The sequence below is a fragment of the Pseudomonas mosselii genome, assembly GCF_005796105.1.
Classification (GTDB): Bacteria; Pseudomonadota; Gammaproteobacteria; order Pseudomonadales; family Pseudomonadaceae; genus Aquipseudomonas; species Aquipseudomonas mosselii_C.
This window is the reverse complement of the sequence record NZ_VAUO01000008.1, coordinates 38,383-64,308: the sequence shown is the minus strand read 5'-3', so window position 1 is coordinate 64,308 and position 25,926 is coordinate 38,383. Positions and strand designations below refer to the sequence as shown.

The 25,926-nt window shown below is 54.7% G+C and carries 17 protein-coding genes and 3 pseudogenes; 9 read left to right on the top strand and 11 right to left on the bottom strand.

Annotation, left to right across the window (positions count from 1 at the left end; genetic code table 11):
• Positions 1 to 23 precede the first annotated feature (23 nt).
• Positions 24 to 236, top strand: a complete 213-nt coding sequence (locus FEM01_RS16890) for a hypothetical protein (protein WP_431188612.1) — start codon at positions 24 to 26, stop codon at positions 234 to 236.
• A 528-nt stretch (positions 237 to 764) separates the two neighbouring features.
• On the opposite strand, the gene FEM01_RS16885 is transcribed toward FEM01_RS16890, so the two are convergent.
• The 6 genes from FEM01_RS16885 to FEM01_RS24195 form a co-directional block, all read right to left on the bottom strand.
• On the bottom strand, positions 765 to 2,702 hold the full coding sequence (locus FEM01_RS16885) for a hypothetical protein (protein ID WP_138220631.1): 1,938 nt from the start codon (positions 2,700 to 2,702) through the stop codon (positions 765 to 767).
• A complete protein-coding gene (locus tag FEM01_RS16880) occupies positions 2,699 to 4,402 on the bottom strand; it encodes a VPA1262 family N-terminal domain-containing protein (protein ID WP_138220630.1) in 1,704 nt (567 codons plus the stop codon). Before FEM01_RS16880 ends, FEM01_RS16885 begins: the two co-directional genes overlap by 4 nt.
• Before the next feature lie 1,391 nt (positions 4,403 to 5,793).
• Positions 5,794 to 8,289 carry a S8 family peptidase gene (locus FEM01_RS16875; protein WP_138220629.1) on the bottom strand — a complete coding sequence of 832 codons (2,496 nt, stop codon included), beginning with the start codon at positions 8,287 to 8,289 and terminating at the stop codon, positions 5,794 to 5,796.
• Positions 8,290 to 8,306: 17 nt separating this feature from the next.
• Positions 8,307 to 9,296 (bottom strand): AAA family ATPase, encoded by a 990-nt coding sequence (locus tag FEM01_RS16870; RefSeq protein WP_138220628.1) that lies wholly within the window; start codon positions 9,294 to 9,296, stop codon positions 8,307 to 8,309.
• A gap of 85 nt (positions 9,297 to 9,381) precedes the next feature.
• Complete coding sequence (locus FEM01_RS16865) at positions 9,382 to 9,981, bottom strand: DUF6088 family protein (protein WP_138220627.1); 600 nt, start codon at positions 9,979 to 9,981, stop codon at positions 9,382 to 9,384.
• A 24-nt stretch (positions 9,982 to 10,005) separates the two neighbouring features.
• Positions 10,006 to 10,152 (bottom strand): hypothetical protein, encoded by a 147-nt coding sequence (locus FEM01_RS24195; RefSeq protein WP_171030982.1) that lies wholly within the window; start codon positions 10,150 to 10,152, stop codon positions 10,006 to 10,008.
• Positions 10,153 to 10,404: 252 nt separating this feature from the next.
• On the opposite strand from FEM01_RS24195, the gene FEM01_RS16860 reads away from it, so the two are divergent.
• The 3 genes from FEM01_RS16860 (at position 10,405) to FEM01_RS16850 (ending at position 13,842) form a co-directional block, all read left to right on the top strand.
• A complete protein-coding gene (locus FEM01_RS16860; protein WP_138220626.1) occupies positions 10,405 to 11,346 on the top strand; it encodes a hypothetical protein in 942 nt (313 codons plus the stop codon).
• Positions 11,347 to 11,547: 201 nt separating this feature from the next.
• On the top strand, positions 11,548 to 12,618 hold the full coding sequence (locus FEM01_RS16855) for a hypothetical protein (protein WP_138220625.1): 1,071 nt from the start codon (positions 11,548 to 11,550) through the stop codon (positions 12,616 to 12,618).
• A 414-nt stretch (positions 12,619 to 13,032) separates the two neighbouring features.
• On the top strand, positions 13,033 to 13,842 hold the full coding sequence (locus FEM01_RS16850) for a hypothetical protein (RefSeq protein WP_138220624.1): 810 nt from the start codon (positions 13,033 to 13,035) through the stop codon (positions 13,840 to 13,842).
• Between the two features lie 362 nt (positions 13,843 to 14,204).
• Here FEM01_RS16850 and FEM01_RS16845 read toward each other — a convergent pair.
• Positions 14,205 to 14,432: pseudogene (locus FEM01_RS16845) on the bottom strand (ATP-binding protein); the annotation flags it as partial.
• 1,019 nt (positions 14,433 to 15,451) lie between these two features.
• Here FEM01_RS16845 and FEM01_RS16840 point away from each other — a divergent pair.
• On the top strand, positions 15,452 to 17,008 hold the full coding sequence (locus FEM01_RS16840) for a hypothetical protein (RefSeq protein WP_138220623.1): 1,557 nt from the start codon (positions 15,452 to 15,454) through the stop codon (positions 17,006 to 17,008).
• Between the two features lie 35 nt (positions 17,009 to 17,043).
• Here FEM01_RS16840 and FEM01_RS16835 read toward each other — a convergent pair whose 3' ends face one another.
• A complete protein-coding gene (locus tag FEM01_RS16835) occupies positions 17,044 to 17,388 on the bottom strand; it encodes a hypothetical protein (RefSeq protein ID WP_138220622.1) in 345 nt (114 codons plus the stop codon).
• Positions 17,389 to 17,479: 91 nt separating this feature from the next.
• Here FEM01_RS16835 and FEM01_RS16830 point away from each other — a divergent pair, with 91 nt between their 5' ends.
• From FEM01_RS16830 to FEM01_RS16815, 4 genes are all read left to right on the top strand, one after another.
• Positions 17,480 to 17,710: a helix-turn-helix domain-containing protein gene (locus tag FEM01_RS16830; RefSeq protein ID WP_138220621.1), complete on the top strand. Its 231-nt coding sequence runs from the start codon at positions 17,480 to 17,482 to the stop codon at positions 17,708 to 17,710.
• Between the two features lie 410 nt (positions 17,711 to 18,120).
• Positions 18,121 to 18,555, top strand: a complete 435-nt coding sequence (locus tag FEM01_RS16825; RefSeq protein ID WP_138220620.1) for an SMI1/KNR4 family protein — start codon at positions 18,121 to 18,123, stop codon at positions 18,553 to 18,555.
• A 411-nt stretch (positions 18,556 to 18,966) separates the two neighbouring features.
• Positions 18,967 to 19,593, top strand: coding sequence for a recombinase family protein (locus FEM01_RS16820; RefSeq protein ID WP_138220806.1), 627 nt, complete (start codon positions 18,967 to 18,969; stop codon positions 19,591 to 19,593).
• Between the two features lie 14 nt (positions 19,594 to 19,607).
• On the top strand, positions 19,608 to 19,814 hold the full coding sequence (locus FEM01_RS16815) for a hypothetical protein (RefSeq protein WP_138220619.1): 207 nt from the start codon (positions 19,608 to 19,610) through the stop codon (positions 19,812 to 19,814).
• Positions 19,815 to 20,025: 211 nt separating this feature from the next.
• Here the strand turns inward: FEM01_RS16815 and FEM01_RS16810 are convergent.
• The 3 genes and pseudogenes from FEM01_RS16810 to mgtA form a co-directional block, all read right to left on the bottom strand.
• Positions 20,026 to 21,708, bottom strand: a pseudogene (locus FEM01_RS16810) (recombinase family protein); the annotation flags it as partial.
• A gap of 66 nt (positions 21,709 to 21,774) precedes the next feature.
• Positions 21,775 to 22,419, bottom strand: a pseudogene (locus tag FEM01_RS24430) (magnesium chelatase domain-containing protein); the annotation flags it as partial.
• Positions 22,420 to 22,580: 161 nt separating this feature from the next.
• The gene (gene mgtA / locus FEM01_RS16805; protein ID WP_138220617.1) at positions 22,581 to 25,271 is read right to left on the bottom strand and encodes a magnesium-translocating P-type ATPase; all 2,691 of its coding nucleotides are present in this window, start codon (positions 25,269 to 25,271) and stop codon (positions 22,581 to 22,583) included.
• Positions 25,272 to 25,926: the final 655 nt, after the last annotated feature.

The window sequence follows — 25,926 nt, the reverse complement described above, 5'->3', positions numbered from 1 at the left end:
AGTGACGGATGATGTTGGGAGGGCTGATGAAACGGACACTGCAAGGCATGATCGAAGCAGGTGAGCCGCTCATGCCGCAGGCGATTGAGGCGTTACGCGTCTATCACGAAGCTGCAACTGCTGGGCTTGGCCGCGATGATATTGAGCGCCGCCGGCTGTTGGCAGAGTCTCTCTATCAAGCGGTTTCCGACTACCAGTTGCGCGCACTCGGGGGATTTTCCGCCACGCTCCATTGACGCGCTCGTATCCCTCAAAATCTGCCATCAGCGATGAGTAAATGCTTGCTTAATCGGGTGCACTGCTGCTTCAGTCCTCTCGTTTCAGGGATCAGAGCCATTTTTCGGTCGCCAATCATTAGTCATAGCTTTCAGTTTTGGGGCGCTGGGAAGTTGCACCTGACTTTACCAAGCGTTTGCATCCCTCTTGACCAGCCATTTGCATCGGATGTGACCGGCGCTCGGATACGTTTTGACCGGCAGCAATCGACCAAGAGCTGCCTGTCGCCACTGGCGGCTATCGGTCCTGGCTGTGTAAAACTTAGACTCCGTTTTAAAGTCTTGGCTTCTACGTTAAATCTGAAAGCGTTTCGGTTAGTCAGCAGATCAAGGTATTGCATAGGCGAGTGATTTTCGCGCCGATTTTGATTACTGCATCTGAACGAAAGTGTTTTTACACAGCCTTGGCCCAAAGCAGGCCCGTTAGGCAGTGCGCGCAAAAAACGAAATTGTGGGGAGCTCGCGATCGCTGACAACTGCCCCGTCATCTCAGGTGACTCGGCGATTGCGTCTATTGTGCCAATAAGAGCATATATAAGCTGGGGGCTGTCGTGATTCGAATTGCATGCTCCATGCAAGGTATGTGGTGATGCGATCCTCTACTTTGTCTCGCAGATTGTCGTCATCGATGAACTCGCGTAGATCAAGTCCCTCCATGCCAAGAGCCGTGATGGTCAGAACCAGCAAACGGTCATCTGAGCCCACACGCTCAATGTAAGTCAGAAGCGGCCTAGACCCATCTTCCCCTTCGAGTCTTTGGATGCGGGGAAAGCACCTAAACAAGTCTTCGATGACGGCGGCCCAGGTGCCAAAAGGGTCGGAGCAGACATGGGCGTGAAATGCAGCTTCAAAGACAGTCGACCATAACTCGGCCATCTGCGCCGCAAGGGCTGGTTGGGCGTCTGGACTTGTGCCCACTCGAATCATGGCGATGCCCACACCCGCGAGGAACAAGCTCGGCACACCCAGGTCCCTAACGGCCTGATCGAGCCGATCACGCCTGAGCATCGAGGCGAAACGGTCAAATGCGACTTGCCATCGGTGAGCAATAGACTCATTTTCACTCAGGTAGAGATTGGCCACCAACGTATGCTGCCAACCGTATTTGTACTGAGTTGAGGAGCCGAACTGAGTTCGAGCTGCAACCAGAAGACTTTCGAACGACTCACGTAAGTCCGCCGTGACGGGTGCCTTGCTCTGGAGTAACAGCGCAATGAAAAAGTGAAAGTACGCGCGTTTGCCATCCTTGTCGGGCAACGTGACGTCTTTTAGGTCCTGAAGTCCGATTTTCAGTTTTTGCATGGGGGGCAGAATTAGCGTTGCTGCCGGAAAAGCATTAATCGTCAGTTGAATGATGCATTCATCGATGAGAGTGTCCACAAACTGAGAAGCCCAGGTTCGGTGAAGTGGCGTTAGCAGATGTACCAGCCAGTTCACGCAGAGGTGACGACCATCGGTGCGCGTGAGCAGTACCGATACAATCGAACGGACCTTCGCTCTCGTTTCGTCCAGATCCGCTATAGGCTCTGCTGTTCCTGGCGGGTTGCCCAGATCCTGCAGATGCTGGAAGGCAACCTTGAGCAGCAGTGGAGCCATTATGTTTCGATTCCAGTTGCCCTTTTCATCCAAGACGGTCGGGGCACTTTCCAGCAATACAAGCAGGTGATCGAAATCGTAGCGAATGTCGTATGTGTAAAGCATGTCCGACGCAATCGTCGGAAAGGTGAGCTTTTCGGCCATTTGTAGGTAGCGTTTTGGATCGGCATGGCGGGCAGCCATCAAAAGCAAAAGTACCTCCGGGCCCAAGCAGCTCATTCCCCAAGCATGCATATGCCAAAGCTCGTGCATGTCCGTCTCTTGCTGCCAGCCTTTCAGCATGTCCATCCGATGTTTGTGCCGGAAGTGGCCCGGATCCTCATGGAGCTGATTCTCATAGGCGATGAGTGACTCAAAGGCGCCCCACAGTTGATGATCCGAAGACGCAAGGGAGGTTTGAGTCGCTTCGGTGAGACCGATGACGAGCAGATAGTTGTGCCTGGCCAGCAATGCAACCGGCACGATATCGATAGCGAATCGGGCGCGTTCAAGCAGTGCATCTCCCAGAGCAAGGCCGACGATTAGGGCTTCACCACCCTCTGCGTCATTGTGTATCAGGTCGCGCAGTAGGGCGTGAATAGCATGTTTCGACTGTTCAGGTAGGTCTAGATCATCTAGTGCGTGCCCGTACAGCAGACTGAGCTTCCGGAGCTTTTCAGGAATATCCTCAGTGGCACCATCGAGACTGGCGAGAAATCGGCCCAGCAGTTTAGCGATGGCTTCTCGTGCGCGGGGAACCCAGAGCTGTTCGCAGAGAGAGCGTGCCAAATCATCCTCTTGAACACACCGTTTGACGTAGTGATCCGCTTCAGCGATGCGTGGATCGATCATGGCTTTTTCTCCAGTTCGACGCTGATCTCATTTATTTTGTTATCAACCTTCAAAACAAGCGGTTGCAATGTCGAGGGCGGGTGGGGCCTGCTAAACGCTTGACCTTTGAGCTTACGGGCCCAGCGGAGCAGTTTGATGAACCTTGAGCATGGCGCAGACTCCCGTGTCTCTAGGCGGTGTTTTACCCAGTCCGCCAGGGTTTTCGTCCGATCCGGGTCATGCAGGACCTGGCTAATCTTGTCGATCACCGGCTCAGGCGCCGGAAGCTTGATCATCATTCCAGCGCGTTCACCGAGCGAGTTGAGTGAGTTACCGGTGAACCAAACATCGTTGTCGATCACCAGAAACCTGTCATGCACCGTTGGCATAGCCCCCGTCATCACTCGTATCTGAATGTGCTTCATGTCACTGTGGGAGGTGTTTAGCAACATGACCTCCCCAGCTTCCTTCTCCTTGTCGTTGACATCGGGTTTGGTGAGTGCAGTACTTGCGCCTGTGAGAATCGTCACTTCGGTGCTCAGATAGGCCGTAGCAGCGGCGAAACTGAAAAGCTCGGGCGTCGCAAAATATGGATCGATGATCCATACACGGTGTTTGCCCGCGCCGATAAGCTGCCGAACGAAGGCTGTCGCTTCTTCCTGGTTGCGATGCAGCCACTTTTGCCCGAGGCCCTCGGCGGCCAGTGTCCGCTGACGGTCGTATTGCCCCTGACGCAGTCTTGCCGGAATGCTGTTAGCGCGGCCAGGCTTGCCTATCACTTGCTCCGAAACCCGCTCGCGGACGTCAACGGTGAACGAAAGTCCGTCCTTGCCGGGGACCTGAATGACTTTTTGAGTACCTATGACCTCCAGACCCAAATGCCCCTCTGTGACATAGCTACGGTCTTTTTTCCACTCCAGCACGCCCCGCACCGGACAACGGATGAACAGTTCGAATTTCTCGGCTGTACCTGCATGCGGAATTTCGAGGTACGAACCCTCGGCAGTGACTGTCTGGATGGCGCTTATCCCCGTAGGTCGATGCTCTACCATCATCGCTTCGAGGCCACTGACCGAGTGATTGCGCCTCGGCGATAGTCGCAGCAGGGATTTTTCAGCGCCGTGTGCATCAATATGGAGTTTGATCTGCAGGTAGCGCAAGACGGGGTTCGGCAACAGCAAATGTACTGAGCCAAACTGTTCAGGATGACGCAGGAAGTCGATACCCAGTTCACTACACAGCCATGCGACTGCAGCCGGTGCGGCGTCGCAGAGCTGAGATAGCACGGACGGGCACTCACGAGGCATGAGGTGGTGCACGCGTAGTGCTCCCATCACGTCACTCACCGCGACGAAGTCTTCAGTGGTCGCCAAGTGTGGCCAAGAGGGCTCGGGAAATAGCTTCTCGTGCAGCGGTCGATAACTTTGCTCATCGCCCTTCAGCAACTGAACCTCACCTTTGAGGCAGTTGTGATACCAGGCTTGCGCCTGCTTGGCCGTCACGAGATACCGGCGACGCACCAATCGGCCTTTGCTCTTCAAAATCTTGACCGGATAGCTGGTTGGCTGTTCTTCGGCGGGGGCGTCAAGTTCGGCAGGGAACAGCTGTGCTGCTGCGAATACCAAGTAGCATGCATCGTTGTGAAACAGACACGCCATGTCGACCACGGCATGCACGTAATCGTCTTCGAGAATAGCCGCATTCTGGGCAGTGGTTAACATCTGATTCTTGCCTCCCTGGATGATGGGTCCTGCGCCCGATGAGCTCACGCGTTGCTATATGCTATCGACCCAGCAGAAGCAAGCGAATGTCGCATCCAGTCTCTGAAAAGGAGCAGCAGAAGGTTGTCGCGGGAAGTGAATCGACCTTATTTCCCTAGCCAAGTTTGAATATGAACAGCGCCAAATAGGCTCTCTGCCAATGGCAGCTTCTGGCCGTAAGCACGTCTTCATGCGAGGCTGCTTTGGGCCTTTAGCTGCCTGTCGTGGATGCGGCGCTTACCCTTCAGCCATGGGTACGACCGGTCACGTCGAACGCAATTGTGTGGTTAACAGCCATGATTTAGAGGCCGTGACGCAGAATAAGAAACTTTGTTAGATTTTCTTAATTGCTAAAAACTTTGTGATTTTTTAGTAGTCCGGAGTATACAAAAGAAAGGCTATCTATAAGCTGCGTTACTAGGGAGTCCAAGGTTGATGTGATTTTTTGAAACTCGCGAGTAGAATCAGTGATCACAAGGTTCTTTATGCTCTCATATGATATTATTTCTGTGATCTCGCGTATTGGAGTTGACGTTGGATCTGAGTTTTCGATTGCTTGCAGGATGCAAAGATTTTTATTTGAATACCCTGACTGATGGGCAACCTTATTCCTATGGCCTTTTAAGTGGCTGATGGTATCCTCCATCCGCTTTAAAATGGAAAAGGACTCAGGTGAGAACTCTGATATCTTATTGTGGACCAGTTTTTTACCTCCTAGCTTCTCAATTTTACTATTCTCTAAAAGCATCGTTGAGCCGGCCAGCAAGTATGAGCGGTCGACTACGCTGGTTAATCTAAGAAGGAAGTTTTCCACATGGAATGCATGGTGTTCGGAGAATTTAAAATTAGAATTTGTGTGTGTTTTCTTTGCTAGATATTCGAATGTAATATCTATGTTTTTAAATGCATTGTCAATCTCTGCAGTCCTTGCAAAGACTTCTTGAGAGTACCGCTCCATAGGCGATGGTTGATAAGTGCTTCTCCCGTCCGATAGAGCCGCTAGGCCTTTGGCGAGCGAGGAAGTAACTAGCTCAAAAAACTGCTTTATGTTCGGGTTTTGTGAGTGAATGGTGATGTTCCTTGCATAAGTTGTATAAAAATACCCGGCGAGATAGTGCGCAATGATGTAGCTTGCTGCTGAGTGTCAATTACGCTCTTGTGGGGCCGCAGAACGGTGGATTTGCCGCGACACTGGACTGAAGTGGTCGTACATCCTCACGTGCGTTGGAAGCGGTCGGCACAGAGCTTTGTGTGAGACCGGCACGTGGCTCAGCGCTTGCTGCTTGGGTGGGTCAAGCGCTGGCTCGCGGAAGCGTACAGCCCCTGACCACTCGTATTGCTGCCAGGCGCGATCAGACAGTAATGGCCGCTCTATTCACGATCTCAGTGGTTACCGCATTGTACAGGTCCACTTCGGTCTGCTGTGTTTTGATCGAGACGACCAGGCTGTATCGAACCTTATCGTGGAATCGCTTCTTCGATACCAAGGTCTTCCACCATCCTGGGGCGGGGTAGACACCGAGTATGCCCAGGCCTGCTAGATCTGAGGCTGGGCCTCGCCACACATCCGAATGGAGAGAGCCGCGGTGGCGCGCATTCACGCCAATCAACCAGCGGTCGTCCGACGCGCTGGAGACAATCGGAAGCCCCTCTTCTTCGTCGCGAGCCCGCTTGTTAATACGGTGGCGGAAATCAATCACGTCTTCGTTGGGGCGGCTTACCTGGAAGCGAAGCCCATGTGATTCGTAGCGATAGCGTCCTTTTAGACCACGCTCAGCTACCCCGGGGTTGGGCTCGATGAAGTACGACAGGGTCACACGCATTTCAACTTCGGCCTCGCCCAGGTCGATCAAAGCCTCCTTCGGCCATGGCAACTGGTGAAGATGCATGTCGAAGGCAGTGGGTGGTTTGGATTGCACGCGGGTATAGGGCTTCAATTCATCTTCGACGATGAGGGTCAGAGTGTTGGAAGCACTCCACAGCGCTCGCCCGATGTCGGGTACACCGAACCCGCAGGTACGCACGAGGTTTTCATATGCCCCTTTGGCGTTTCCTTTGAGGAAGTCCAGCTTCATGCGCTCAGTCCACTCGGCGGAGTGGACAATCAACGCACGGACGGTCTCGGGCCACAGCTCCGGGTAAGCCGCCGATATCTGGGCCGCCATTCGTGCGGCGAGCGCTGAGGCTGCGCTGGTTGCCCAAGTGGTGGAGAAGAGGCGCTCTTGAGGCCGATGAGAGGTGGTGAGCAGCGACAACGATGTGTGGCTAAACGCGCCAATCTCGTCCCGGATGAGATTTCCCCCTTCGAACACGACATCAGGCTTCAATGGCCATGGGGTGTTGAGCCAGAGTCTCGACGTCGTGCTGTACGGGCTCAAGCTGCCGTGGGCGGCCAATGCAGTTGAGTTTGGGTACGGTGGAACAATCCTGTCCTTGAGCGTGTAGGCTCCGACGCAAAGCGCATTCCAAGACTGACCAGGATCGTGGATACCGTCGGTGATGTTGCTATTGGGGTACTCCATCCAGCCAGATTCCTTGGCGTTGCCGGCGGAGACAATCATCAACCGAGGATTTGCGCGTTGGCCCAGGGAGTCAGAGGTAAGCATGTCCACCGCGGATGACCATGCTGAAGGCCGTCCCCTGTCTCGGTCATCGATACTGGTGACCGCCATGCTGAAGATGCGTTGTTTGAAGGGGTTGGATATTTCGGGATAGGCCACTGCTCGCAAGGTCAGTGCACCATAAGGCTCGCTGGAATCGCTCCGATCCGCTTGAAGTAGCTTCACAGATTCAAGCCGATGAGAAATAGTGACTGGGCTGTTGCCGTCGAGGGGTTCTATCAGATCGCCATACAGTGCGACGCCAGCGAGCCCTGTTCCATGCCCCTGACGGTCATCGATGCCCCATGCGGCATTAACGGTGTGCAGATCGGCGAGATCAATGTGCGCTGATAGCAAGGGATGGCCGGGGTTCACGCCGGTATCCAGCAGGCAAATTCTAAGATTGTCATCCGCAGCCGGCGTAGTTCTGCCGGTGAGATGAGTGACCCAGGCTTGCTGCTCGATGGGCGGTAGAGCATCGAAGAACTCGGCCGTTTCTTTCGCCCTCCGGATCTCCGCCACCTCGTTGAGCAAGTGAATCGATTCGACTATTGCTGCGCGCGACGCAAACACGTTGATGACCGTGCGCTCGGGGAACGTCAGCACGTGCTCTGACGTTCTGATACCTAGCACTGCAGCTATTGCCCTGAATCGTTGTTCAACGGCGGCCTGATTATCGCGCGCCGGAAGCCAGAATTCCCACCAGACAACCTGCTGGTCATCCTCGGGCAGCATATGGGGGGCATCTGTCCACAACGCTTCGAAGGTGGCTGAGCGGATTTCGGCAATGGGATTAAGCAGCGGAGTGTTGAGGGGAATGTCTTTCTTCGAGCTTTCGGTGAGGTATTTCGTCACCAGCTTTTCGAACGCAACCAGCTTTCCATCGGGGACGAAGACTGTTGCGAAGTGAGTGTCGGTTGCTTTATCAAACCGGACATTTAACAGCTCTATTCGCTGTGGTCCGCGGGCCAGCCCTTCAAAAACGAGGGGGAAGGAAGGTTCGCTTACGAACTCAATTTGAAGCCCGAGGCCTTTTTCTTGGCCGTTTGCCCGTTGGAGGTTCACGGCCTCGTCGAGCTGCTCTTGTACACGCTGCAGCTGGTGTCTCAGTAATTCCCCGTGAGTCCGGCGGTCTCGTTCAGGGTACCAAGGATCCCGCTTGGCGCTGATCGTCGACTGGAACCTTTCGGCTTTCCCTGTCTGCTTGAAGTGGAAGTGTCGTCGCTGTCCTGCGTTCGGTTCCGTCATCGAAAAGCTCTACCGACTCATATCCGTTGTCGTTGGTGGAAGGCCTTGCGCTCCCCAAGGTGCCTTTCCACGTCCCTAGCATCTACCTGGGCACGGTCATCTATGATCGCATCCTTGATAGCGTCATCTGCTGCCCGCGTCAGTTCCGCATAGCTAAGGCCGGCTGCAGCCTCGGCTAATGCATCCCACTTACCGAGTTTCTTCGAAAAGTTCGCCAGGCGGCTTTTGAGTACGGCCTGGATCTGTTCGATGTTGGGCAACCCATATTCGATAACATCATCGAAGCGGCGGAACAAGGCGTAGTCGAGAATTTCAGGGTGATTCGTGGCCGCGATAATCAGGCTGTTCGATTGGTCTTGCTCGATCATCTGCAGGAAGCTGTTGAGCACCCGGCGAATTTCCCCGACGTCATTTGCCAAACCACGTTGAGAGCCGATGGCATCGAACTCGTCGAAGAAGTAGATACCTCGAGTATCACGAATGGCATCGAACACTTGGCGCAGTTTGGCTGCTGTCTCGCCCATGAACTTGGTGATCAAGCTGTCCAGGCGGACGACGTACAGCGGAATCTTGAGTTCACCCGCGAGTGCCGACGCGGTCATGGTCTTGCCGGTACCTGGTGGCCCCACGAGGAGGAGCTTCCTGCGCGGAGATAGTCCGTGGGCACGGATCTTTTCGAAGTTGCGTTGCTCGCTGATAATCCGAGCCAGGCGGCCGTGCGTGCCCTCGTCGAGCACCATTTCCGAGAAGCGAGTGCTCGGCATGGCCACCGACAAAAGGTTGCTCAACTCGCCGCGCGGCTGACCAATAGGTACGGGTTGGTTGGGTGGCAGTTGATTTCGCTTGCTGACCGCCGCGTCGATGAGCGTACGCAGATCCTGGGCGAGTTTTCCATGACCTTGTTTGGCTTCATGGGCAGCCATCTGCATGGCGACGGAAAGGAAATGGCTATCGTCCCCTTTGATGTGGGAACGTAAAAGTGCCTTCAAGTGCTCGCCGCTAGCCATGGTTTTCCTGCCTTTTCGATATCGATAGTGTAAACGTTCTGACCCAATGCTTTCCGTGCTTACGCCCTCAAAATGAGGCCGTTGGTCACTCGCGGTCCTTTGCTGCTGACGCTCGGCCTACGGCGATTGCCATCCAGGAAGGAAGGCGACCGCGGATCGATGACAGTTCTTCCCACTCCACGCCAGACATCTTGGAACGAATCTGGCGAGCGTTCTCTTCGGCGTGCTTTGGCCCTAGCCACGCCAGCGCGCGAAGCGCATTCCCGGCTCTGGAGCTACCCAACGCCAGCATCCATTGGGGCGCATGCCGGACCAGCGCCAACTGACTCCCGACTTTCAGGTGCTGCGTGCGGCCAGAGGTTAAAAAGTCCTCATTGCCCTGTTGGGTGAAGGTCAGGCCGAGGCGCGCCGCTGCTTGCGCACCTGCCAAGACAATAGCCGCCTTACCCTTGTCTGCCATGGACTTCACCACCTTTTCCAGGGCAGGCACAGCTTCTTTGGCTCCTGAAACCGCCCGTACGTAGATGCCTCGCGCTACTCGGCAAAGCATTCCTCCCCTCGTCAGCCTGGAAAACGCCTGATCAATTGCGGCCCGACTCCCCAAGTGCAAAAACTCCTTGGGGGACAGAATGGTGCCCGCCGGCAAAGCGTGGGAGCGTTCCAGAATGATCGACGGTAAGGACATCGGTAGTTTCCAAGATTAGCTATGTCAGATATTAAACGCTTTATCTGACATTCCAAGCAAATGTTTGGCGGCGAGCGTGATTGTCAGCCGACACTGCCACGCATGGCCAAAGCTGGCGAGCCGCTGCTGCGCGAAGCTCTTGAGGCGATAAGGGCGCATCAAAATGCTCAAGATATTCCACCAGACCGAGCGACGATTCGAGAAGGTTCGTTTTTCGACTAGCTGGCAACCTTCCGCTGAGCATGGTGCTGATGCCCTGAACACTAGTAGTCTGCCCGGGCAGCGTCTGAATTGGCGTGCTAGTGTCTGTTAAGCGGAGAATCGAAGGATTCTTGCTTCGCGCTACAGGCGCCAGGCGGCTATCACCACTAGACCTGAGCCGAATACGCTTAACTCCTATCCAACCGAATCAGGGTTTTCACCATGGATCCATTGACGGTTGCTTCTGCAGTAGGAGGAGCACTGGGTGCGATATCCAATGCAAGCTTCCAACAGAATACCCAGGCATCCTTGAATGAATTGCGGCGGGAGTTGTATGTCATTCAGGAGCAGCTGAAGCAGGTTCTGCAGTCGATCGAAGACCTCAAGCCGTACATTCTTCGTACTGGCGAAGATCTTCTCCGGAGATTCATCGCGGGAGAGATAGATGCGCTGCGCCTCGGTCTACAAGACCGAATTAACCTTCTTGTAGATCCTCGCAACCCTACACCAGAACAAAAATCTGAATTTGAACACTTCGCCCTAGAGGCTGCAGAGAAGGCCTACACCATCTTCCCGTGGGGCGCAGTGTCTTGGGGGCCAGTAGGGTCGGCAGTGGTGACAGCCTTTACAGCGTTTCGTATCGCTCAGTCACCCGTTTCTGCAATCGAATCAGTGAAGTCCAACATCGTGAACTGGCTCTCTGAATCAGCAATAGTCGATTACCAAGCGGCTGCGGATGCTGGAAAAAAGGCCTATGGCGATAATCGGCCTCTCGTTGATCAATATCCCACGCGCTGCTTCATGGGGTCAGACTCATTTACTTGGGATGTTGTGCCAGATGATTGGGATTCTGACGTCGCGCATTACTTCGATATTTCGGCAGGTAACTATGATATAGGTTTTACCTACCACGATGGGATGCTGTCTGAGGATGAGCGTAAATACGCGCATCCTGGATCGTGGAATCCTAGACGTTGGCCTCTCGCACCCGGCTTTTCACCGAAGTGGCCACATCGTGCTGATCCTTCTCTGTCGCTCCGCCGAGTTCTCAACACGTTGAATAGCCAAATCGCGTTAGCGAAATCAGGCGCGCAACTGAATACTAATTCCGTCGCCAACATAAAGGCGATTCAGATACTGATAGACAAAATCCAAGCTTGGTGAGGCGATTCAGTGGAGCGCAACCATCAGCGCGTGAGCTGTTTAATGGCCCGGTTCGTAGGCGCTTACCGCGTCACTACAGTGGGGCGTACCTGCGGTAGCGGGACTGTTAGACTCGCTTAAGGAACATTTTTTCAGTGTTCAGCGATCACGCGCTCCTTGGGGCGCATCACACGAACATGTTATTGTAATTTAGGTGTTAAAGTGGTTGCTTGGTTTTTAGGGGGGGTTATGAAAGAAAGTGTGGCGAGGAATCATCACTTCATTTCACAGGCAGAGCAGCGCCTGAATGCGATTGATAAAACTGTTAAAAAGAAAAATCAGCGAATTTTCAAGTTTGAAGTTTTGTGTCGCGAACCTCCTAGCTTGAGGGCGGGCCCTCCGAGTGGCGTCAGAATTGAAGATAATCTCTCCAGGCTCGATCTCTATGCACTTAGCGTATTGGGTAATGGTCAACAGTACAATCTAGAAGATGCTTTTGGTCAGTATGAGAATGACAGTTCGAGTGTAGTGAGATCTATTTTCGAAAAGCTCGATTCCTCATGCACTGAGGCACTCGGCGAAGAGTTGCGTAGGCTTTACGCGTTAAAACTGTTGAATATGATACGAAACCCTTACGCTATAAAGCGTACGCTAAAAATGTTCAGTGAGCTGAATGGCGCTGTACCTCGCGATGAAAAGCTGCGCGCTCACTTTGAATCATTTCGTGGCGCCAGTCGCCCTCAGATAGTAAAAACGTGCGCTGAATTTGATGTCTCAGAGGGCGAATATATTGCCTGGCTTAATATACTCTATCTGGTTATCTTGCAGCCTGTTCAGGGGAAAATGAACCTGCTAGAGGCCTTGATGCATAGCCTGTTCAGTAATCCGGATGCCATAAAGAGCTTTACAGTGCATCGGTATACGGATCTCGATAAAGGTATTTTGCTTTGTGACCAAATGATTGATCTGGAATATGGAGAAGGTGTTAAGCAACAAATGTTCAACTTGGATTCAAGTTCTTTTGTCGTTGTGTTGCTCATCGAGGCAAAAAAACAGGGGTTCTTCCCGTTGGGTCCAGAGCTACAGGCGGTGAATCTTAGGCAGGATAACTTGATTCATGTCGGTCAAGAAATAAATAACATGGCTATGCTTGGTGCGTTTAATAGGCATTGCGTCTATTTGGCAAGCTCCAGTGTGTTCTGCGCTTTCGACACGCCCTACGGTATAGCGGTAGCGCCGCAGGACTTGCCAGACAAGAACTCTGATAGTTCGGCAGCCTCGAACTCAGCTTGAGTGATTACTGAATGTTAACTGGTTTCCTTATTTAGACGCCAGATACCCCCACACTTAAAGCTTTGTGAATCGACCCAGGCCTCGTAGATACCCCGAATGGCGGCTTTGGGGTAAAGCCGCCAGTGACTGCTGGAGTTGCCTTGCGCCAATACCATGCCTGAGATAGAACCTTTGGTAGTATAGGGTCGGCGTTGCTGAGTCGAAGAGTGTCGCCTGAAGAACTTCCAGTGGTCCTCGATTAAATTTGATTTGAAGTTGGATTGTTTTACTGCTCTGAAAATAATTTTCATGCTTGTGAAGCACCGTTTAGAGAGCTTGCAAGCTTCCGGCGATACCTATATTGCCCAGCGAGTGCTTGGCTCACTGTTTTTCAGCTAGATCTAGACAAAATCACGTAATTAGAGGGTGGTTGTTATGCAGATATATCTAAATTGTCCGGACTGTATTGACGAGCAGGCGCGTCACGAAAAGTCATCGGAGAAGCCCGACTGCCCAGGAACTAAAAAGCGGCTTTCTACTTATCCGGTACAGTTGACTAATGAGGTCTCCTATGAGGTGAAGTGTGTGTTTGGTCATTCGTCAGCCGTTTCGATTAATATGTCTAAGCACGATATCCTATTTGAGATTGGCGTTCACTCTATTATCGATGGCTATTATAGGGAGGCGATAACCTCTTTCGCTGCAAGTCTTGAACGATTTTACGAGTTCGCCAGTCGGGCGATAGCCTTACATTACGGACTTCCGGAGAAAGAAGAGGGTAGCTGTTGGAAGGAAATTTCCACCCAATCCGAACGGCAGTTAGGCGCGTACATCTATTTATATGCTATACATTTTAAGGGCCGGCCAAGAATTCTCACGCAGTCTCAGGTTAAGTTGAGGAACTCTTCTGTTCATAAAGGGCATATCCCAACAAGGGATGAAGCTATTTCATTTGGTGAAGAAGTTCTTTTGATAATATCGGAGGCTGCTCTGGAAATTGGTAAAACTATTTCTGACTCGGCGCACAAGGTGCTAAGTAGGCAGGCTGAAGTCTCAGTTAAGAAAATAACTGATTCAGGAGGAGTTCAATCTCGACATGCGAGCTGTGTAGACTCAGCAGTTCTTAACAAAACTTATCATGGGAGAAGCTTGGTGGAGCATCTTAAAATAGCAGCTTTACGGCATTCAAGGTCGATGGTGGATAAGCATAGTAAGATAATTGTCGAATTTGAATCTAGTCGATAGCTGCACTGTATTCAGCACTACTGATGATCGGATAGCCAACCAGGAGGTTTGGTCTCTGTCTAAAACTCTTGGAAGGGCGTTCAGCTTCGCATGCGCGCGGCTGGGTCTCAATGCGCCAGCGCACCTCACATCCCAAACGTAGCAAAAGATAGGGTCGAGTAGCGAAAAACACTATCAATGCCTACTTTTTGCTATGGATGAGGACGATTGTCCTGAAAGATTCGGACGCAGCCATTATTGTAAGCGTCCGCTCAGGTCATCCTGCGTGGCGAGCGCGTGGATTTCCCAGTCCTGCATCCGCCTATCAATCTCTGCGGAATTTCGTCGCAATTATTTCAGAAGCGTCGCATCTATTTCAGAAACCTACAGCCACCGCCGACCAGTGCGGGGCCGGAGGCGGAGTGATGGGGGTGCCTGAATGGGCGCTGCGGCCAGCTGTCGAGCGGCGCGTGGCCGCTGACCGAACGAATCGCCGCCACTTCCAGGGCTTCGCGCTCGTCCAGCGGCGGCAGCAGGCCGGGCAGGCGGCTGGCGAGCAGGGTCTTGCCGGTGCCTGGAGGGCCGGTGAACAGCAGGTTGTAAGCATATGCACCTACAGCACAAGCTCCGTTCTCGGGCTGTACAATAGGGGACGTTACGATTCATACAGTCGCCAGCTCCGTGAATACTTACCCCGAAACGCCCGAAACTTTATTTTGCGATGAATGCCTGAAACCCCTTGACAGGATAGGAAATCGTGGGACTATCTCTTTCGGTTGGGCTTCTCACCAACTCTATCGCAACACATTTCTTACCAAATCTCTAAACTTCTGAGCACGAATAGTTTCGGCAAGTCTCTTCTCGCCTGCTCTATTTTCGTTCGTTTCAGCAATGCGTACTTGCCAGATAGTGTGCAGTGAAACATGACAGCAGAATAAAAAACCAAGGCTCGCAATGGACTTGGGCGTTCCCGTCTACTTATACGGTTATTGGGGGTGAGGTTAAACACATATTAAAAGGAAGTAAATTTGAATTACTTTGCAGTACAGAAAAAGTCCAACACTATCTTGCGTGTTATTCACTCGTCAGCGATGCCGAGCAATACTGATGACATTGAGTTTTACCCTGCAGGGAAATCTCGATTGACTCGGTATCTTGGACTAGCTAAACACGACGAGCCCATCAATATCTATTCTGTTCTCCCTAGGCCAGTAGTCCCTGAGATATTGCAACTGACGCCTGTAGAAGAGGTCGCACTAGTAGATTATGTGCTCAAGAATTGTCGGTATTACACAATTGAGCAGATGGCATTTGACTGGCGAGTTACCCAGCAAGCTGTTATGGATATCTTGGCCAAGGTGGATAATAGCTAAGGGTTCATGCGAGGTAGGTACGCATTTGTCGCAATATCTGGCTGCAGCCTTACTGCCACGCGGCCTCCCTCTCTTCAGTCTTACAAAACTCTTAATTTACGGAATTACGAATATGCGGATTTCACTGAATGAAACTGCTAGTGCGCGCCTGCTTGCCTTTATGGTATCGCGTGGCATTACCAACCCAACCCACGGCCTGAATGTTCTTATCACACTGGCCAGCCTTAACAACTTGATCCCTACAAGCGTGGACACCGATGGCAACAACCGAGAACAGCAAAAAGCAACTTGAGTACCCGTGCACTCATTGCGGCATGATGTTCAAGCGTAGGCCAGGCGGGCGAGTAACATGCACTCGAACTTGTGCAAAAGCAGCAGAGCGGAAGCAGAAAGCTCCAACCCTAACAGCCAGAGAGAAGAAGATTGAGCGCCGTACCGAACGAATGAAGGAGTGTGGCCTCGGTTACTTTCTTCTAAGCCATCCTAGACGAGCGGGAACAGTTCAAACCTATCAGGGGATGACTGCTGCAAAACTTCACGCTCTTCATGACTTGTACAACTACCGGGAGCGCCGATTCGGCTGGGCTGGCAGTGAGCACGGCAAAGATATATATCATCTTTGCCACGTTCAGCCTCTTGTTGGTCGTGATGGTAGTGTTGGCCTGACTACCCCGGAGAACTTATTCACTGGTATAGGCCGACTCAACCAGAAGCAAGGCAACAAGCCGGTAAACGCTTGGGCTGGCGCCTCAATTCCATTGTCAGAGCGTAAGCGGAAGTGGGACGTCACCAAGAGGATGACCCAAGATCAGGTGCTACAGAAGATTTGCGACTTCCTTGGTCCTGAGCTGGATATCTTTCTAGACGAACTGGATAAGATTCCGCCACGCACAAAGCGCCTGCGTCTGGCTAATAGCATATTCAGGCGGCAGGAGCAATTGCTCTCGGACGATAACGGCTACAATCCGCTGGGCCAGCTGTATACGCTGGCTGACCTCAAGCTTCTGACGTTTGAAGAGTTGCACATCCTGGATGCCACCCAGCAGGGGCGGACCAGTGTTAGAGCCCCCGACTATAGCAAGTGCCCCATAGATTCAGAGCTGGGCGTACTAGCCGACGAACTTGCACGTTTCGTTGAGGTGTTGTCGGATGGCCAGCACCGGGAAAACTGCCGATTCATGTTGACGCTGGTGCATGTGTTAGGCATCTACCTTGTTCAGATCAATGATAAACAAGGCACAGCACGCCCACGCTTCCTGAAGATTGGCAGTGCTGTCTGGTCGCCGCTGTCGTACTTGTATCAGGGCCAGCCGTGGCGTACACCGGCCCACCTGCTTTCAGAAGACTTGGATGGGTTGCTTAACGGTGTATATGACGTGAAGGGCCGAGAGCTGAAGCCGGGCATCGTCCCGATGGCTCAAGCTGTATTGCAGGGGCTGGACATTGATCGTGACCACATCCGTAACCGGGTGCTGAAGCGTCTTATCCTTAGGACATTGAATCCAGTAGTTGCCGCTCCGGACCAGTGGAGTTGGGAGGACAATGGTTCAGACTGGCTGACCTACATCGACAACTTGTACGCCTCGCTTGAACCAACATGGCAAGCCCTGCTGGACGTGGGGCTGTGCACTGAAGAGCAGGTACTTGATGCTCATAATGCCGTGCTGGACAGTCTTACCGATGCGGTGGAGCATGCCCGTCAGGCGTACCTAGAGCAGCCTTGCTATACAACTTGGCATGTGCCCTTCAAGCGCTTCCCCGCATGGCTAGAGTTCCCGCCAATTGCAGCAGAACGCTTTTCTCACGCCGCGTAGACCAAAGACTAGCCCTGCTCAGCCCAGCAGCACCGTCAAGCCAGCTCTTCGGGCTTCATCATCTGAAGGATGGACTTGTTAACGACGCATACAAGCGGACCACCCGGTTCGAAGCTCACCTCCACCAACTCGATCCAAGCGCCATCAACAAGATAGGCGAGGTCCTTAGAGAGCCTGCGTAGGGTGATGTCGCACTCATGGGCGATGGCTGCTTGTGTCACACGCACTGTCCCACCCTCTCCCACGTTCGACCAAAGAGCAATCAGGGTTGCAGCAGCAGAACGATCCGTGAGCACCAACCTGACTAAGTGCGCCATGGCTTCTGGCTTGAAGAACACCGCAGCGGGGGATGTAGGGGATTGTGTAGCCAATTCGGTCATAGCCTCGATCCTTTGGACATCAGCGGGGCCAACCCTCGGATGTCACGATTAGTGTGTTCACGATTACATCACATGAACCCAGCATTGGGGAATGCCTGCACCACCTCCCTCCCCAGCGCTTCAGCATCAATTCGGCATCCGAGTTCGGGAGCTGCGGCTTGCCATGGGCATGAGCCAGGAAGCGTTTGCAGATCGATGCGGCTTCGCCAGGACCTACATGTCCCGCATAGAGACGGGCGGTGCGAACCCGTCCATCAACGCCATCAAGGTACTGGCTGACGCCCTGGGCGTGTCCATCTCAGCTCTGTTCGAGGGAATGTGAGCGGGAAACTCTGGCTCGGCTATCTATTGCCTAAACCAATGCACAACTACTCTCCTGCTCGTCGTCATCGCAGTCCTTGAGCTACTGCACTCGTCCGGAGCCCAGGAAACATTGGGGTTCGCCGCACACGGGTTAAGCAGAGTGGGCCATCGCCGAAAAAAACCATACAAAATACATGGCTTATACAGCTTGAGGCATTGTTGGTGAGCTTTTACCCCGAGACACGGCGCAGGGTTCGCACCGCGACCGGCAGCTATCGACCCATTCGTGAAGGGCAGGAATCGGCCAGAAGCGGACAGTCTTGATGACCGGTGCATCTACGAAATAGGGGGCTATTCAGTGTATAACTCCCTCACACAGCTCTCGCTTCGCGGAGCGCATTGAAGTAGGCATCACATGGAATTGATAAAATGTGGCAGGAGCTTTTCGAAAGACACAGTGGCGCCATAACCACTAGCAGCGGCGCATCTGAAGAAGCCATTCAAACCGCTGAAAAGGCTATTGGCGTCAGATTCCCAAGTGACCTACAAAATCTTCTACTAGAGTCCGACGGCCTCGAAGGTGAGTATGGTCTCGGTCTTGTCTGGTCGCTCAACCGCATAATTGAAGATAACCTGAGTTTTAGAAAAAATACCGAGTTCAAAGAGTTGTACATGCCGTTTGATTGTCTTCTCTTCTTTGCTGATGCTGGAAACGGCGATCAATTCGCCTTTTCTATTCAAGCAGGAATCATACGTAGGAATGACGTGTTCGTTTGGAGCCATGAGGACGATAGCCGAACGTGGGCTGCTACGTCTCTGCCTGTCTACCTAGACTGGTGGCTCAGCGGAAAGCTCAAAGTCTAGGATTTTGAGAATTTGCGCTCCTAGCTAGGCAGGCTAAAGAGTGCTGCAAATAGGAGGAAGGCTCTTATTGTTATATGGGGAGGCTAGCACCGCTCTAACAATTTGTATATCAGCCACAGCATAGGCGGAGGCTGACTGCCATTGCGGGATAGCCCTGGGGCGGGAGGTCCCATGACTGGCAGCTTTTGGCCGATAGCTCTCGTTGATGAAGGCTGCTTTGTTCGATAGCAGCCACTGACATAACCCCGCTCGTGGCATGGTGCTTTGCTCGACAGGGCCCTATCAAATGAGTAGAGCTATCCGAGACGCTGATAACTCCACACCCGAACCTATCATTCAACAGTTGAAACATAGGCAACCGATAGATTATCATTAGTCCATAGGAATCTTGGACAAAGGATAATATCCATGATCAACGCCCATCTCTACCTCCGTGCATCCACCAAAGATCAAGATGCAGAACGAGCCAAGCAACTACTTCTGGACTTCGCCAAGAACAACAGCCTGGAAGTGGCTGGCATCTATGCAGAGAACGTGAGCGGTACAAAGCTGGAGCGCCCTGAACTATCTCGCCTGCTGGACACCGCCTCTGCTGGTGACGTATTGCTGGTCGAGTCGGTTGATCGCCTATCCCGCCTTTCACAGGAAGACTGGTCGCACCTGAAGGGCGTGATTGAATCCAAGCGCTTGCGACTGGTAGTGGCCGATCTGCCCACAAGCCATATGCTCGTCAACGACAAAGGGATCACGGGGCAGGTGATGCAGGTGATCAACAGCATGCTGATCGACTTGATGGCAACTATGGCACGCCTGGACCAGGAGAAGCGGGTTGAACGAATCAAGCAGGGACTAGACAAGAAACGTGCTCGTGGCGAAAAGGTAGGCGGCAAGGGGCGAGATCAGAAGATGTGGAACAAGGTGGCCGACCTGCTGAAGCGGGATGGCTTCAAGATTGAAGAGATTGCCAAGATTGCGGATGTAGGCGTAGCCACGGTATACCGTATCAAGCGAGAGCTTTTGCAGAACCCCACTACGTAGATAGGACGCTCGACATGGATGAGAAGGCCGCTACTACCGCCGACACGCTTGAACTTCTGATGCTAAACCAGATCGCCATAAGGGCGGCTCTGGAAGAAGTCTCGTTATGGATCAGCCAGCGTGGCTCGACACACATCCACCATAATGTGCTGGGAGCCCTTCAGACGCTCGATACGAACGCGGAAGCCATTGGGTCAGCCATCAAACGCTTACGCTCTTAGCCGCCATCAAGGCGGCTTTTTCGTGCCAGCGATATTCGGTAGAAGTGCTGGGTGGGCTGGCTGCAAGCAGACGCAGGGGTTAGGCACCGACCCACATTTGGTTCAATCTTCCCGCCCTAATGTATTGGTGATATTTGTCGGCCACCGAGCAGCGTTAGGGAAGGGCAAGCTCTGCCCTGTTGTGTGTTGGTACTTTCCTCTGCCCAAACCATTATCGTGTCAGTTTACCGCTAAACCACTGCCAGCCGACGCCATCTTCTTCCTGTTCGCGGATGGCTGCAATGGAGCTGATTACACCTTGCTCGACCTGTCTATTGAAGATATCAGGGTCTAGGGCTTGGGTGGTTACCTTTCCGTCTTCGTACAAGACACCGAACAGTATCTGCTGTATTTCGTCAGTGGTTGCTTCGTCAGACTTGTCCAGCACACGGCACTGGAAGCGGCTCGGGTTATCGCGTTTGAGCTGCACCTGAATACCCAGTCGCTTTAGCAGGCCGTTGGCAGCTGCCCTGCGTTCGTAGGTTACAAGATCAAGTTGCTCGAAATAGTCGTCCTTGTTGATAACTCGATGCGACGCCAGCTGCCCTCTCAGGTCATCTCGTGCAGCCAATATTTTGGTGTGTTCTTCTTCCAAGTCGTGAAGCAGCTTGGCGCCACTCAGCGAGGGGTAGGCAGTATGCGCTTCGATTGCTTGCTCAAGCTTGTTGGCTATCAACGCCAGCTTGCCTTCTTCGACCTCTAGGTTTTTGCGTACCTCGGCACTTCGTCCGTGAATCAGCGACATGCTGTCCACGTTGGTTAAGATTTCCTTGAAGACGGCTTCAGTCTGTTCGATTCGGATGCTGCCGTTACCGCACTTGCCCTTTTTGGTTGAGTAGCATTGCAGGTAGGTGTAACCCTTTGGTGGCCGTCCCTTGTTGATCAAGTGCATCGCATCGCCACAGAGCTGGCACTTGGCAATGCCCTGCCAAATGTTGAAGTTCCTCGACTGCTTGGTAGATCCGCTGGTTTGCCGTTGTGCTCGTGCAGCCTTCGCTTGCAAGAACACATCTTGGGTGATGACTTCCGGATAGTAGCCTTGGATGGGGTCGCCGTCGTTTTGCCGGACGCGCCCTATTAAGTGCGTCGGCTGGTACTCGCCCAGCAGCGCTCGGTTCTGTAGGATTTTTTGTACAGAGCTAGTGCCCCACAAGCCGCTCTTGTTCCTTGGTTTTTCCCTCGTCGAACGCGTGCTTCCGAAGACTGGAATCCCATCTTCGTTAAGTTTTCGAGAAATCGCTGTTTGGCCGTAACCCGCGATTGTCATATCGAAGATCCGGCGGATCACATCGACACGCTCTTGAACGGGCTGATGAGCTCCGTCAACGAGCTTCAACCAATAGGGGCACGCAGCCCCGTTTGGGGTCTTATCCGATCGTGCAAGCTCCCGCTTCTTTCGCCAAGCCTCTGCTACCCGGTTTCCTTTCTCGCTCGACTCATTGTGTGCCCGCATCATCACGGCAATGCTGACAATCAATTCGGTTGCCAGATCAGGAGAGTCGTTTGAATAGGTTCGTTTATCCGATAGGGTCACAACCTTGATACCAGTCCCCAGCAGATTGAGGAGCTGTCCCAGGGCAATGTTCACCTTGTCACGAGATAGCCGATCCAGTGACTCGACAAGCAGGAACGAGCCGGGCTTGATCCGGTCCTCTTTAACCAGACTCAGGAAACGGCCGAACTCGCCTTCGTCACTGATGTGTTTGCCCGTGTAAGCGGACCTTCCAGAATCAAAGAATCTGTACTCCTTGGTATCGGCCAGCTCTAGGCCATTTTCCGCACAGTACTTTAACGCCGCTGCTCGCTGGCGCCGGTAGCTATCCCCCTTCGCTTGCTCAGGGCTGCTGAAACGAATGTAGCTGTACGCCTTGGGCTTCATTGGGGATGCTCGTTGTGGTTTTGGTGCATTATTACACAATCTAAGCAGGTTGTGCGCTCCGGCCGCAGCCACCAACAGCGCGCGCTTGGCGGCCACCTGGCCTTGCACTTCGCTCAGGTCGGGGTAGGGGCGTTGCTCCAGCAACAGGCCATTGGCCGCATACGGCGCCAGCGGCAATTGCCCGCTCAGGTGCGCCACCAGTTCTTGCAGATGGCCCACGGCGTACACCACCAACCCGCTGGCCAAGCTGGCCTCCTCGGCGTTTTCCCGTGGCACCACCAGCGCCCGCCCGGCATCGCGCGCCGCCAGTGCGGCGGGTAGTACGCCCTGCACGGGGCGCAACGCACCGGACAACGCCAGCTCGCCCAGGCATTCGATGTCGTCTAGTGTGGCCACCGGCACCTGACCGTTAGCCGCGAGGATGCCCAAGGCAATCGCCAGGTCGTAGCGCCCACCGTCCTTGGGCAGGTCGGCGGGGGCGAGGTTCTGGGTGATGCGCCGGGCGGGGTAGTCCAGCCCGGCGTTGACGATGGCGCTGCGCACCCGGTCCTTGCTTTCCTTGACTGTGGCCTCGGGCAAGCCAACCAGGGTGAGTGAGGGCAGGCCGTTGGCCAGGTGGGTTTCGACGCTGACAGCGGGGGCCAGCACACCGACCTGGGCGCGGCTGTGAACGAGGGCAAGGGACATGGGCACTCCGGGGTTTGCCAGAAAAAAGCCGCATCCTGCGGCTTGGCGAAGCGTAGTTGGCCGGTGTGGCACGCCGCCTGAAAAAGTGCATCGAGGTTTTGCCGGTGATCGGATCGGCAGCGCGGCGGCATCCCTGCACGCCTGCTGCAACGAGCGCTAGGTCAGAACCACTGGCCGAACCGGCGGATGTACAGGCTCTTCATGCCTTGGGCCACCAGGCAGTACCCCAGCAAGGTGGCGGCCAGCCAAGGGAAGTAGTCCCACGGCAGTGGCACCAGTCCGACCATCGCCCCCAGCGGCGAGAACGGGATGTAGATGCCCAGGCACATCACCAGCCCCGTGGCGAGAATCACCGGCAGCGCGGCAGTGCTCTGGAAGAACGGTACCTTGCGGGTGCGCAGCATATGCACCACCAGCGTCTGCGACAGCAGCCCCTCGATGAACCAGCCAGACTGGAACAGCGCCTGCATTTCCACGCTGTTGGCAGCGAAGACGTACCACATCAGGGCGAAGGTGGTGATGTCGAAGATCGACGAGGTGGGCCCGATCCACAGCATGAAGCGGCCAATGTTGCGAGCGTCCCATTTGCGCGGTGCGCGCAGGAATTCCTTGTCCAGGCGGTCCCAGGGCAGCGACAGCTGGGAGAAGTCGTACATCAGGTTTTGCAGCAGCAGGTGGATCGCCAACATCGGCATGAACGGGATGAACGCGCTGGCCACCAGCACCGAGAACACGTTGCCGAAGTTCGAGCTGGCGGTCATGCACAGGTACTTCATGATGTTGCCGAAGGTTTCGCGGCCTTTGAGCACGCCTTCTTCGAGCACCATCAGGCTTTTTTCCAGCAGGATGATGTCGGCTGACTCCTTGGCGATGTCGGTGCCGCTGTCCACCGAAATACCCACGTCGGCATCACGCAGGGCCGGGGCGTCGTTGATGCCGTCGCCGAGGAAACCGACGGTATGACCATTGGCTTGCAGTGCTTTGAGCACCCGCGATTTTTGCAGCGGCGTGAGTTTGGCGAACACCGTGCGCTGTTCGACCTGCGCGCGCAGTTGGCTGTCGTCCAGGTGCTCGATGTCCTGGCCGAGCAAGGCCTCGCCGGGCTCCAGGCCCACCTCGCGGCAGACCTTGCAGGTGACCACCGGGTTGTCTCCGGTGAGCACTTTCACCGTCACGCCCATCTCGCGCAGGGCTGCGATGGCGGGGCCTGCGGTTTCCTTGGGCGGGTCGAGGAAGGTCAGCAGGCCACGGATCACCAGCTCACGTTCATCATCTGTGTGGTACTGCGTCTTGCGTTGCTGGGTGGGGATTTCCCGGGTGCCCACCAGCAACACGCGGAAACCATCCTGGTTGTAGCGGCTGGCGGTTGCCAGCAGCTGCTGGCGCCGGGCCTCGTCCAGTGGCAGGCGCTGGCCGTCCTGTTCGAGGTGCGTGGCGATGGCGAGCATTTCCTCGACCGCGCCCTTGCTCACCAACAGGTGCGTGCCCAGGGCATCCTTGACGATCACCGACAGGCGGCGGCGGACGAAGTCGAAGGGCAGCTCGTCCACCTTGGTGTAGGCATGTGGCGGCTGGAACTCGGGGTTTTCGCCGGCAAAGCGCAGCACGGCCTGGTCCATGAGGTTTTTCACGCCGCTCTGGTGGTGGCTGTTGAGCCAGGCCAGCGCCAGCAGGTGCGTAGAGCTGCGGCCACTGGGGTCGACATGGTGTTCGAGGATGATGCGGTCCTGGGTCAGGGTGCCGGTCTTGTCGGTGCACAGCACGTCCATCGAGCCGAAGTTCTGGATGGCATTCAGGCGCTTGACCACCACTTTACGCCGGGCCATGGCGATGGCGCCTTTGGCCAGGTTGGCGCTGACGATCATGGGCAACATCTCCGGGGTCAGGCCCACGGCCACCGCCAGGGCGAACAGGAAGGCATCGCCCCAATCACCTTTGACCACGCCATTGAGCACGAACACCACCGGCACCATCACCAGCATGAAGCGAATCAACAGGCTGCTGACACTGTTCACCCCTCGGTCGAAGGCTGTTTGGCTGCGCGAGCTGGCGAGGGCTTTGGCCAGCGTGCCGAAGTAGGTGCGCTTGCCGGTCGCCACCACCACGGCGCGGGCGCGCCCACTCACCACGTTGGTGCCCATGAAGCCGATGTTGGGTAGGTCCAGCAGGTTGCCGGAGTCGCTGGCCGGCTCGGCGGCGGACTTCTGCGCGACGTGGCCGAGGGTGTCGTACTTTTCCACCGGCAGCGCTTCGCCGGTAAGTACGGCCTGGCTGATGAACAGGTCGCGGGACTCGATCAGGCGGATGTCGGCGGGGATCATGTCGCCGGCAGCCAGTTGCACGATGTCACCGGCCACCAGTTCGCTCATCGGCACTTCACGCAGGCGGGCAGGTTGATCGTGGCTGTCGCGTCGCAGTACGGTCGCGGTGGTGCGGACCATCGCCTTGAGCGCTTCGGCGGCCTTGCCCGAGCGGTATTCCTGCCAGAAACGCAGCAGGCCGCTGAGGCTGACCATGCTCAGGATGATGATCACCTTGGTGAGGTCGAGATCGTCCCGTTGGCCCGCTTGCAAAGGTAGCCAGTAGTCGGTCACGAAACTGATGGCGGCGAGCGTCAGCAGTACATAGATGAAGGGATTGTGCAGCGCCAGCAGCAGTTGCACCCAGGCAGGCTTGGGTTTGTCGTGGGCGATCTGATTGGCACCGTCGCGTTGCAGGCGCTTGGCGGCTTCATACTCGGTCAGGCCGTGTTCGCTGGCGTCGAGGTTGGCGAAGGTGACGGCAAGTCCGTTACGTGCTTCGCGGGCAGCGTAGGTTTCGCGAGTTTGGGTGTTGCGGTCTTTTACGGTCATTGGCTGTGCTCCTGCCGCAGGAGGCGGCACGACACACAGCCGGCTCACGCGGGGGCGGGTGAGTACGCGAGTGTCGGGCCGCAATCGTTCGATCGGTGGTCTTGTCCAAATGTCCGGCGGTTTTCAGTTCGCTGGCGAGTGCCGGTCTTATTATCGGCAGCGAACGTTCTACTGGCTGATTCCATGATGTTTTCGAGCGCTCTGTAAATGCTTAGATAATAAGAGTCCGCGAACTTTATTGTTTAAAGTTCGGGGTTTGTTACATACGTCAGCAAGTTTCAGTAATGACCGCGCCTGTCAGCCAAAGCAGAGCAGGGCGCGCTATCGACTTGGAGGTTCCCGGCTGTCGTCGACCTGCCAGTGCAGGCGCAAGCGGCCGTGGCTGGAGGGCGCCAGCCAGGTGACGCGTAGTCGTGGGCCACGCGTAATAGGCTGATCTATGGGGCGCGAAGCCGCGTGGGCAGGCGCGTGCAGCGGACCCAAGTGAGTCTGCAGGCGATGGCGGATGAAGGTGATGAGGTTCATGAGCTTGCCTCCGACCGGGCTGGCACCCGGTGTGGCAAGCTACGGCGGAGCATCAGGCTCTGGCGCGGCTTGCCCGACCTGGGAGGCGGGCCCGGAGTTCCGGTTCAGATGCCTGGCAGCCAAGGGCGGC